The 12,167-nt window shown below is 35.8% G+C and carries 8 protein-coding genes; all 8 read right to left on the bottom strand.

What is annotated here, in order from left to right:
- Positions 1-15: 15 nt before the first annotated feature.
- Positions 16-861 carry a caspase family protein gene (locus IPJ83_12795; protein ID MBK7881426.1) on the bottom strand — a complete coding sequence of 282 codons (846 nt, stop codon included), beginning with the start codon at positions 859-861 and terminating at the stop codon, positions 16-18.
- Between the two features lie 71 nt (positions 862-932).
- A complete protein-coding gene (locus tag IPJ83_12790) occupies positions 933-1,787 on the bottom strand; it encodes a protein kinase (GenBank protein ID MBK7881425.1) in 855 nt (284 codons plus the stop codon).
- A gap of 97 nt (positions 1,788-1,884) precedes the next feature.
- Complete coding sequence (locus tag IPJ83_12785; GenBank protein MBK7881424.1) at positions 1,885-3,519, bottom strand: hypothetical protein; 1,635 nt, start codon at positions 3,517-3,519, stop codon at positions 1,885-1,887.
- 281 nt (positions 3,520-3,800) lie between these two features.
- Positions 3,801-4,127 (bottom strand): hypothetical protein, encoded by a 327-nt coding sequence (locus IPJ83_12780; GenBank protein MBK7881423.1) that lies wholly within the window; start codon positions 4,125-4,127, stop codon positions 3,801-3,803.
- Complete coding sequence (locus IPJ83_12775) at positions 4,124-5,794, bottom strand: caspase family protein (protein ID MBK7881422.1); 1,671 nt, start codon at positions 5,792-5,794, stop codon at positions 4,124-4,126. Before IPJ83_12775 ends, IPJ83_12780 begins: the two co-directional genes overlap by 4 nt.
- 200 nt (positions 5,795-5,994) lie before the next feature.
- On the bottom strand, positions 5,995-6,366 hold the full coding sequence (locus IPJ83_12770) for a hypothetical protein (protein ID MBK7881421.1): 372 nt from the start codon (positions 6,364-6,366) through the stop codon (positions 5,995-5,997).
- A gap of 141 nt (positions 6,367-6,507) precedes the next feature.
- Entirely contained in the window at positions 6,508-9,504 is a 2,997-nt protein-coding gene (locus IPJ83_12765; protein MBK7881420.1) for a CHAT domain-containing protein, read from the bottom strand.
- 158 nt (positions 9,505-9,662) lie between these two features.
- Entirely contained in the window at positions 9,663-12,146 is a 2,484-nt protein-coding gene (locus IPJ83_12760; protein ID MBK7881419.1) for a tetratricopeptide repeat protein, read from the bottom strand.
- Positions 12,147-12,167 lie beyond the last annotated feature (21 nt).

The raw sequence follows: 12,167 nt of genomic DNA, 5'->3' as shown, positions 1-12,167 counted from the left end.
TAAAGTTATCCCATATTATTGATTTCTGGGATCTTCCATTTTTTTTCTTTTGACAAAGAAGAAATGACCACCTTCATCACGGGTGTCAAAAAACACGCCAAAAACAGGTGTGGTTGCTGAGTTTCTCCGAATCGGTTCTATGATGTCATTGTACAATGTATATTCAAAAGTAATGTCGTGTGAATTTTTTTTTAAATACTTGATCAGATATTCATTAAAGTATGATTTGTCTGGAACGGTTTCCTGAGCACCACTTGAAATGAATTTTCTGGATTGTTTAGATGCAAAAGATTTAAAAGTATTAATGTCATGTCTTTCCACACTGTCCTTGTCAAGTCCCCTTGAAGCCATCGCTCCCAAGTAACATGCATCCGAAATAAAGAGGATGTTGTGAATTCTACACTTTTTTAAAAGGTCCTTAATGATGTCACTTGTGATGTTTTTTGAATCAGAGTTCTCTTCTGCATCCACAGGTATTAGTGAAGTTTTATCCGTAATGTTATCGTATTTCCCATGGCCTGCATAATAAATAAGTAAATAGGTATTGGGACCATGGTCTGTAAATGATTCAAACCCCTTGTAGATGGTCTCGTATGTTCCATTTGTAATAACCTTTATGTTTTCGGGTTCGAAAGTATAATGTTCCAACAGGGTGTTTTTCATGTTGTCAACATCAGTGACGGGGTATTTTAATTTTTTCCAATGTTTGTAATCATTATTTCCAATAAGTAGCGCGTAATATTTGTTCTTATTTAAATCAACTGAAAAGTTTGTGGTGTCACGAGCCTTCACACCTCTTTGATTCTCCTCTGAATTATTGTGATAGGTCGTAGAATTGTAAGTTTCTGTAGTGCTTTTCAAATTCTTCTGATAAAAGATAAAACCGAAAACACCGACGATCAATACACTTGCGGCAATCGATAGCCATGGATTTATACGAAGTTTATTTTTAAAAGTTTGTCAATTTCGAATTTAAGGGCTCTTACAGATTCATGTCGCAACTCAGGTTTTGTTTGGGTTGCTTTTTCAATAATCTTGTCAAGTTTTAGAAAAATGGGTTTTTTCTCCGCTTCTTTTTCAAATTTAAAACCATATATGAGTTGCTTTAGAACTACCCCCAAAGCATAGATATCCGTTTTCTCATTTATAATTCCAAAATTTTCCTGTTCCGGAGGCATATATCCTTTAGTTCCAAATTCTCCGGTGTTGACTTCTTTTTCACTTATAAAGTTTTCTGATTCACCCGCGGCTTTTTTCAAGTTTAGGAAAGAAAAGTCTATAATTTTCGGATCCATCTCCTGAGAGATCATAATATTATTAGGCTTTATGTCCCCATGGAATATTCCTTTGATCCTGTACGAATGATATTCATTTTGATCCTCATACTCGAATTCATGAGCGTAAATTATAGCATCACAAATTTTTCCAAACATTACAAGTTTTTCCTGTAAGCTGCAAGTATCTACTACATTGGTTCTGTCAAGGGAGTCTCCTTTGACCAGATCCAGCACTAAGATAAAATACTCAGTGTTACCCTCCGATACAACAAAGTATTCCCGGATCCCAATGATGTCCTTGTGGTCAATTTTTAAAAGCCCTTTCAGGCCACTTTTTACAATTTTATTGAATTCAGCAATGATGGTTTTATCATTGGTATGGGCTATTTTGAGTGCAACTTTCTCCTTTGTAAAATTATGTACGGCGGTGTAGACGGATGTAAAACTACCTTTGCCAAGATAGTCCAGCGTAGTGTAATTTCCGAATACTTTATTTTTAAAGATTTTCATGACTTTTCAATCAACTATACTTGATTATTATATTTGGTTATCTTTTATTGTGAACCATTTATAGAATTATTTAAAAAATCCGGTTACGTCAGTTGTACTAAAAATATTTGTTATTGTAAGAAAAATTCCCCCATCTTTCCACTTTGTCCTTTTCATTTAGAATAAATATTGTATTGCTGTAAATAAGTATGCTTCCCAGGGGGGTTTCCAAAGTCTGTTTAGCGGGGCCATAGGTTTGCGTAATTAAAGAGAGTGGACTTCCCAGTCCAATATTTTTAGAGTTTTTAACTTCGTTACCCGGCTTGGTCAGCATTATAAAATTTCTAAATTTAGGCTCACTGATTTGATTGAAATATACTTTAAAATTCAAAGTATCTTCTGTCCACTGAAAAAAGATATTTGAATTGTTAATCTGTAACACTTTTTCAGTATTAAAATTCGGGCTTCTGTTTTTTGCAATTGATTTTAAATTAAAACTCTGGATGGTGTCAAATACCTCATTGGCTTGGTTGGGCAGGACATCCTTTGGTATAATGCCGGTAGTTATGATATCCAGATTTATTTTTGCCAGTTTGCTTTTATTGTTATTTGCCAGGTCTGTTAAAATTTTTTTGGCGTCTGCTTCTTTTTTGGTTTTAGTAAAAATGATGGCTTTAAGGATTTTGGCATCAGTAATAAGTTTTGTGAGTTTCTTTTTGACGGCAAGTTCTAAGGCCTCTTTATCGCATAAAAAAAGTGCACGATCATATTCCCCCAATATAGTTAAGGCTATTGCTTTGTTCAAATAGGCAGGAGCATAATCAGCATCCAACCCAATGGCATAATTAAAATGTTTAATGGCTTCTCTCAAAAGTGCTTCCCGCTTTTCTTTAACAGATACATCTCGGGCTCCCTGAGTTTTTAGATCCAGTTGTACAGGGTATTTAAATTTTAAATCCTTTTGATCAAAATAGCTAAGGGCTTCATACAAATTGGCAGCACCTATGTTGTTGTAAATTTCTCTGCTTTGATAATGCATCAGAATGTACTTATAGTAGGATTTTGCTTCCTCAAATTTGCCGGTTGCATTTAGCATGTTGGCCATTTCAAAGGCATCAATCAGTGATTCTAATTTAGCAGCGCTTCTTTTGGAAAATTCTACACGATCTTGCAAGGATGGGTATCCATCGATCTCATCTTTCATTTTGTAATCCTTGTAGATACTTTTAATAATTTCTCCTCCCTTATCAAAAAGTCCAAAACCAGCTGAGTAGGCAAGAAAACCGCCCAAATAATCGGCTTCGATTTCGTTTGATACCAAGTCATTGTTGTCCACTTTAAGACTTCGGCTCGCCTTGAGATCCGAATTATTTCCAGCAAAGCCACTCCGCCAGGCATGCTTTTCGTAATAATGAGTCAGCTCATGTCCTAAGAGAAATGCAATTGCTGCATCTCCATAGGGTAGACAAGCGTCGTAAGCTTTTTTTTCCAAAACAATTTCTAAATTTTCGTAATCAATGGAGGCGGCTCTTGCTACTTCATTGCGTAAAAAAACTTCCGGAATTTGAAACCTGTAATCTCCTCTTGCTTTTACCAATTTGTTATAAATAGTTTTAACTCGTTCTTCATCAGTTGTGCCTTCTATGTCATTTATTCCGGATGTTGGGGCAGCTTCCAGATCATTGACAATGGGAGGCGTTGTCAAAGGCATAGGTTCTTGTGCTTGAAGTTGATTCAGCCCGAAATGCAACATGAATAAAGGAGCAATAATTGATTTGCGAAATAATTGCCAACCTTGAAAGCTTAACTTATTAAAGATCATATATGATTTGGTAATTGTCATCATTACGCATGAAACACAAAAGTAGATCAGAAAGGCATCAAAAAATACTTGTGCATGTGATTATGCACATAAATATAAGAATTTAGATTGAGGTTATCATTCTTTGAAATATTTAATTGATCTGTTGGGTGAAAAAGAATGTAAAGTGTTGATTAGTAATAATTTGTAAATTGATCAAACCGATCAATCAATCAATCAATTATCCGGAACTGTGTTGAAGAAATGTTAACCTGTCCCGGAGGAAGTGAGGCGGTGTTGCCTCCCCGGGTAGAGATGCTATCCAAATGATATGTTTCGAGAAATATCTTTTCAAAAGGATCTTTTTGTGTATTTGGTTGATCACTGATGCTCCTTCTTTGGTCAAGCGGTCTTAGATTGATTGGATTCCTACTGGCTATAAGCCTGAATAGTTCGACTCCTAATGGAGGACTTATTCTAAAATTTATGGGTATAATTTCTGATTTCCCGCTGGCAAGTTTCACCGAAGATTCTTCTGCTTTTGGATAAAGTATGTTCATTTTATTGTCCGGTTGAATATCAATAATGGTAAAAAGGCTTCTTCCTTACCATAATTGCTGACCTTTAATCTGATGGTGTCTCCATTTTTTAAAATGATTTCTCCCTGTTCATTTTTTAAGCTGTCAGATGGATAATTTTCAGGAATTTTAATTCCTTTGCGGCTTACTAAAATAAAATCCAGTCTTAGGTCTATCTTTCTATTTTGTTGATTTAATTTTCGTAGGTATTGAGCTTGTGCATATTTCGTGATGCTTTTTTTTATGGATTCGAACAAGTTTTGTTTGTTTGAAGAGTTTTTCCAGGAATCAATTTCTAGCCCAAATTTGTTGGTCAATTTAATCTGCATTCCACTTTCTTCAAAGAGGAGGTCTGCATCACTTTCAGTATTTTTTATAAAGGGAATTTTAATTAAATTCTGAAATATTTCATTTATTTCAATGCTCAAGTTTCCTTGTTTTTTTAAATGGATTAACACATTGCCAAAATTCTCTTCCAATACTATTCCCCATGAATGATCCAATATATTTTTGTCAAAATCTTCTTTTAGCTCCACCACGCTGGTGTGTGAACCCGCTTCAATTATGGTGCCCTTTGTTAAAGGTTTTACGTTACTGCCATTTTTAGTATCCGGAGGAAAGAATCCTATTACTGTCCCAGTATTCAAGCCATTCAGAAATCCGCCTTCAATTTCCAATAGGCTGTCACTGACCCATTCTCTTGCTAAATAGTATTCAGGAGTGCTTTGGAATTTTCCGCCTAGTACTGTTTGGGTGAGAATTCCGGAAGCTTCAGGAATCTGATTGCTGATTGAGTTTCCAATGGTTAATCTGATGCGATCAAACAGTTGTAAATAACTTGCATCTTTTGGAAGTTTATTGATTGCTTTGCTGAACGCATAACTGAGTGATCCATAATACTTCCCATCTTCCGCCAGGATTTCATAATTCTTTTGGCTGGCCATGGAGGCAAAGAAAGCAACTAAAGTTTCAAGCGCATTTTCTTTGATTTGCAAAGCATCGGACGGTCCAAAATCTTTGGGTTTATTTTCAGACTGTGCCCGGTAGTCTGCTGGAGCCATTGGAATATCGGTGCCTCTAGCCAAGCCAAAACCTCTGGTTGAAGTACCGGAATGGCAGGCATCCACGGTTATAAGAAAGTGTCCTTTTGCGCCAAGTTTATTTACAATTTTCTTATATAAATTATTTAATTCATCATCGGTAATGTGTTTTTCTCCCTGATATTTTCCGGGTTCATATTCCATCAGTGCATCATAGGGGACGAGGGCCTCATCGTAACCATCTGATTCATCCCCGTTGAAATCCTGAACTTGCTGTCCGTGCCCGGAAAAATGAAAATAGGCAATGTCTCCTTCTTTTGCATTTTTTAGTAATTGAGATTCCAGCCCATTTAAAATATTTTCTTTAGTAGCTTGTGAATCCGCTAGGATGAGTATGTCTTTTTCTTCAAAGCCAAGTTTTTTTAAAGCACTTTGAATTAATGGTATATCATTTAATGAATGGAGAGAAGTTATGTTTGAAGAAGTAGGGTAGGTGCCTACGGCGACGATTAGGGCTTTCTTTGTTTGGGCTTGGATTACAATTGTGGAAATGGCCAATATAATAAAAACACAAAATCTAATTTTTGTATGGTAAGCAGGTAAGGTCATTTTGGATTAATATTTTTTCACTGCGGTTGTCATAGCTTCCGGAATTAAAGAGCGTGTACAATGTGTAAAAGTTTAGTGCTGGTATTGTAAAAGCTATTTAATTAAATGGTTTTTTAAATAGTTAAACCCAAAAGTGAAACTATTCAAACAAAGTTAAGTTTTATTTTTGGCAAATTATAATCTTCATTTTTAGAATTTAATTAATAAAAAATGAATTCTTTTCTTTTTACTTGAGCTGAAGATTTCAATAATTGGTTAATTGCCTGAACTTGGTGAAGGTTTACACTGTCAGCATTATCCATTAAAATTTGTTTAATCAATTGGCTTGCGAGACTTTGGTTTGGAGTTTCGACAGATTGGCCTTCTATATTTGTGGAACTGTTTATTTCAATATTGGATGTTGTATTGGCATCGAGGGGGACAATCAATGCTTTTAATTTAGGTGTTTCTGCTGATTTTAGGGCAACTTTAGAGTTCTTAAAATTTAAGTTTTGTGGCGCTATATGGTTCTTTGGGAACGCAGTAATAGGTTTAAATTGAGCATAGGTAACCATTGCGCAAATTAAACACATAAAAATTAAATTCATTCGTAACATAAAGTAAGATTAAGTTAAAAATTTAAATAAATTTCTTTGTACACCAAATATTTCATGTGTCAAGGTAGGACCAAACTAAAAAAGGTTATCAGTGGATTGAGTATTTTTTTAATGTATCTATTCAACTAATACAAATCCGGCCCATTGGTAAGGATCCAGACCTAACTCTCGCAATTCTTTTTGCGCAGCATGAAAAGCCTGTGGGATTTCCATTTTGTCCTCTAACCATTTCTTATAAAATGTGATCATCAGAATAGAGGTTTGTTTGTCTGGGACCTGCCACAAACTCATGATGAGGTATTTAACGCCCGCAATTTTAAAAGCCCTTTGTAATCCGTAAACTCCTTCATTGCCTTGGATGTCACCCAAGCCTGTTTCACAAGCTGAGAGAACAACCAATTCAGTATTTGATAAATTCATTTGGCTAATCTCATAGGCAGTAAGAATTCCATCCTCCTCTCCGACAGATGTAGGCACTCCTTTCCACGCGTTATTGCCGCCTGCCATTATAAGTCCTGATCTCAGCATGGAGTGGTCAGAAGTTTTATAAAAGGGCTCAGGATTATTTTCATCAGGGATTGAATTGGTATTTGGAATATTGTTATTTGAAAAAAAGAAACCATGAGTAGCGAGGTGTATGTTTCTCGGTGAACGTTTGCCAAATAATCCAAGCATTTTAAATTCTTCTTCTCTCGCATTTATTCCTGAAAGTAAAATAGATTCAGCCCCATTTGATCTAATTATCCTATCGATTGCATTAACTTCTTTTTCTGTTCCAGGAAGGAACTCCCAGCTATTTAATGTTTCTTTAGAAATATTGCCTGGGGTTGTTTTAGGTGTTGTGCCATCTGGGGTTGACAAATCAACTTGTTCATTCGCCATAGGATTTTCAGCAAATTGAATTCCACCAAATAATACTGACTTGTTGTTTTTGACATCAATTTCAATGGGTAAGGCTAATTGCCGAGAACTGTTTAGCGCAACAAGAGAAAATTTGTCCGCAATCGTTTCTGAATCATTTATTGGAATAGCATCCAGATTTACTCTGTACAACATTCCTGTTAGTGAGTAATAAATGGTTTTGACATCCTCTAAATTGGCAGCCAATGGCTGCCAAATGAGATCAGTTAGATTTTTTCTAAATGCACCTCTTGCAGCAGCGCCTCTTATGTTTAATGAATATAATGAGTTAACATATTCAGATCTTCGATCTGTGGTGTTTGACAACAAGAGAGCCAATTCTCTTTCTTCAAATAGTCTGACAAAAAGAGGTTCATCCAATCCGGGTTTTATGATTAAGGCTGCATATAAGATGCTGTCTGTGGCTCGTGGATTAACATAATTAAAATGAATAAATTCTATAGCAGCTTCCTCCGGTTTAAGTTTAATTCTTACTTCCTGGAAATTCAAATTTTTTCGTGATTCACTCAAACCTTTAACTAAACCAGCTAATACTTTTTCCAAATTATTTGCATTTTCTTCTAAAATCTTTATGTTTTCCATGGATCTTTCAGAAGCTGTTTTTGCAAGTTCATTTGCGATTTTAATGTGATATTGTTTGAGTTGATTGAATTTTTCAAAATGCAGGGTATCCTGAATAGCCAATTTATTAAAATTTGATACTGCATTTAACAAGTATCCTTTGTAAAATAATGTATTGTCGAAACAAGTTCCGGACAATTTTCCTGTATTATATTGCAAGGAATAAAGTCTATTAAGATTTGCAGAAAATGTTTTAATATAGATGGCAAGTTCATTTTCTGATAAATGTTTTGAAGCTCTTAATATTAGTTTTTGTTCAAGGATTATAGATTCTACAATGCTACTGTGGAGCTTCTCAAATTTGTTGGTAAGCCAATAAATATTATTCAAATTGTTCAGGCCGAGTATATAATCTGGATGTTCAATGCCAAATATTTTTTTCCAAACTTCTTTTGCTTTGGTCAGGTATAATTCTGATTCAGAGAATTGGTCCGTATTACTGTAAAAACTGCCCAGATTGTTCAGGCTGTTTGCATATTCAGGGTGCTCGGTTCCAAAAATGTTTTCGCGAATTTTTAAACCTTCCTTATATAGTTTTTCTGCTTTTTCAAAGTTTTTCATGGAAACATACATATTGGCCATATTGTCCAAGTTCATGGCATAATCAGGGTGTTCCTTGCCTGTTGTTTGTAAATAAATGCTTTCGGATTTTAAGAAATACTCTTCAGCCTGGTTGTATTTTTTCTTTTCGGTGTAAATGTTGGCGATGTTGGTCATACAACCTGCTGAGGACAAGTTATTTTCACCTGAAGTTTTTTCATAGATAGATAAAGCTTCTAAATAATACCCCAAAGCTTTTTCCAGTAAACCCATATTTGAATATAGGTTTCCCAGACAATTTATGCTTGCTGCACAGGTAGGATTATTTCTTCCAAATATTTTTTCACGGATCTTTAACGCTTCGCTGTAAAGTAACTCTGCTTGGTCATATTCACCTGTATCAAAGTATACATTGCCAAGATTATGAAGGCTCCTTGCATACTTAACATTTTCTTTGCCGAAGGTTTTTTCAAATATCTTGATCGCCTGCTGAAACATTTCGATTGCTTTCGCATATTCCCCTTTAAACTGAGCGATACCGGCCAGATTGTTTAAAACACCAGCATAATCCGGATGATCTTTACCCAGCTTTATCTCCCGAATAAAAAGTGCCTTTAAATATAGTTCTTCTGCATCTTCATCTCGTCCAAGATCAATATAAATTCCTGCCAATGAATTGAACGTTGTAGCAATATTTAAACTAAGGCTATCTCCTAATTTGTTATACGTTACAATGGCGCTGCTGTAATGGTTTTCAGCTTTTATAAAATTACCTTCGTTTTCATAGTATTGACCATAATTTTGATTAAGAAGTGCGTATTCCTGAGAGTTTTGACCAGGATACAAACGGATTAAAGATTCTGCCTTTTGAATACATAAAAGTGCCTTTGGATTGAATTCTTTTTCATTCATTGAATTGGCTGAATCCAAATTTTCCTTGATTGTATTGAAGTGATTTAAAGTGTCCAACACTTGTGTGTTTCCAGCAAGAGTGGATAATAGGATGGTTCCTAAGAAAATAATAAATTTCATTTTCTGCTTTCGTCTCATCAAATTTATATCAGCTGTTTATTCTAAAAAAAACCATCAACAGCAATAGTTGATTATGTAAAAAAATGTCTACATTTTTATAGAATAAAAAGGAAAACATAATCTGGGTTAAATAAATAATTAAGATATGCTTATAAATATTAATCTTTAAACTCTTTAGGGAAAAACTTTTTTAATAGGGACCTCCATCGATCACTTTGTTTGCGAAGTAATTCCATATCCGGATCTTCAATTAGCCACGCATAATCTTGAAAGCCAAGTTGGAATGCCTTTTCAATATAAATATAAGCTGCATCTACCAGATTCTGCTTACTTTTTAAACTCGCTAGATTATAATAAGTACCACTGTGCTTGGGATTGAATTTTAGCGCTTTAAAATATGACTTTTCTGCTTCAGGAAAACGGTTTGTAATATGATAGACAATGCCCAGATTACTGTGTGCATCAAACTGATTGGAATCGATCTCGATGGACTTTAGCAATGCCTGCTCAGCCTGCCCGAGCATTTCTTTTTCGAGATAAGCCATGCCTATTCCATTATAGGCATGTGCCTGGGCTTTTGGTGCAGTGTAATTAGACTGTAAGGCCTTTTGCAAGTTTTGAATGGCGTCATCGTAGTTCTTTAAAATATGATTCAATTCCCCTAAACCCAGATGGGCATCTACCAAATCAGGATCTATTTTCAATGCTTTATTAAACCAATTTCTTGCCTCTTCGAATTTTTGTAGCTTGATATTTGCAAATCCCAAATTGGTATAAGCCATGATAAATGTGGAATCAAGTTGTAGGGCTTTTTTATATGCCAGTATGCTCTCAGGAATTCGTTCTGTTTGAATATATAATATACCTAAAGCATTGTACAAGCAGGGAAAGCAAACTTCATTTGTTGTTGCATGTAAAGCTTTCAAATACCATTTCTCAGATTCTTCAAACTTACCGATATCATCATAAAATGAACCCTTTACATACCATAAATAAACAGAATTGGAATCTAAATTACTTGCATAATTCAATACTGAATCTGCTTTGTCTGATTGTTTTAGAACAAAATGATAATAATCCACAAGCAGGGCATAGGGCACTATCCAGTTGGGTACAAGTGAGGCCGCTTTTGTAGCATAATATCTTGCGGAATCTTCCTGTGATGCGGAGAAAACGGTAATCATATCAGCCCAGACATGTGGCATTTCCGGCTGCCATTCCAAAGCTTTTCTATAGTATTTGTCTCTTTCCTTACGCGTATTCTGAATTTTGCCTTCAAAAAAATAAGCTCGAGCCATTAAAGATTTATACATGTAGTGTTCCTTGCCTAATAATTCAGCAGCTCTCTTGAGATAAGAAGGATACAATTGGTAGATTTTTGAAGAACGAACTTTGGACAAAACCTCTTTGGTTAAACCTGTATTCAAAAATGTTTTCAAAACCTGTTGTGCGTCATCCTGCAAGGCTGCGGCGTAGTTGCGGGTCAAAGTAGAATGCAGTCTTGCCATCTTTGGTTGAGCTAATAGTCTTTGGTAGTAAACTTCAGCGCACGCTGAGGCAGGTTCAAGAAACACTTTGTCTTTTAAGGCATTTTTAAATAAACCATATAAATTTTTGGTGGTGGAGTCCATGCTTGTCAGCACATCCTCTTCGATCCCTCTTACATCAATTGCAGAAAGCATAGCCATCTGGCTGGATTTGCCGGATTGGAGGGCTGCCAGAAGGGTAGGATTAACTGTAGCTACTTTTTCATTGCGATTGCCAAGAACCATGGGTAATTGGCTGACCGGAGCAACTTCAGAAGGTACATGATCTTCTAGGTATCTTCCGATCTCCTGCAAAGTAATAGAAAGATCTTTGTTGTTGTCAGCAAGACCATATAAAGCATTTACCAAATTAAAAGAAAATGCGCCTCTGCCGCCGCCCCACTGTTCGCCTTCGATGGAGTATTCGTTGGGTTGACAGGAAAGGATTTTGATTTCATTGGCAAATTGTTTGGCTAGATTGGAAGCAGTTGCTTGAGCGCCTCCGACAGCATTGCCAGCCAATGTTCCGGAACGGCAAGCGTCCGTAATGACGATTACCTTTGCTTTGTTTTGAATAGATAAGGTTGAAATCACCTCTTGCAACATGGGTAAAGCAAATGCACCACCGGACATATACACTCGAGCAGGAGCATCCCAACAAAGAAGAAAACCGGGTTGCGTCAATGTTTTTTTCTCCACGTCACCGTGACCGGAAAAATAAATGATTGCATGGTCACCTTCTTTTATATTTTCAATCAACCAATCCAGCGCGATGGCAAATTGGGCCATGGTCGCATCTTGGTTTAAAAGGACTTTTAGATGGTCTTTGTCCAATTTTCCCCCAGATTCAGACCGCAAAAATCCAGCGAAGGCCTCAGCATCCTTATCCGCAAAGCGCAAATCAGTTATTTCTGGATCTTGATAATCGGAGATGCCGACAACAACTGCATAGGTGTTTTTAACATGCTTTTCATTTGTCAATATTTCTGCAATTGGCGCAGCACCTTTTCCCGAAGGAACAGGCTGTTGACTAAAAAGGTAAAAGGGAAAAATGAAAATTCCAAGTAGGCTATAAAATGATAATGTTTTACTATAGTTAGGTTGTGTAATATTCATTGCAATTTTAATTTTTATTAT

The organism is Candidatus Vicinibacter proximus, from assembly GCA_016713905.1.
Classification (GTDB): Bacteria; Bacteroidota; Bacteroidia; order Chitinophagales; family Saprospiraceae; genus Vicinibacter; species Vicinibacter proximus.
This window is presented reverse-complemented; position numbering and strand designations above follow the sequence as displayed.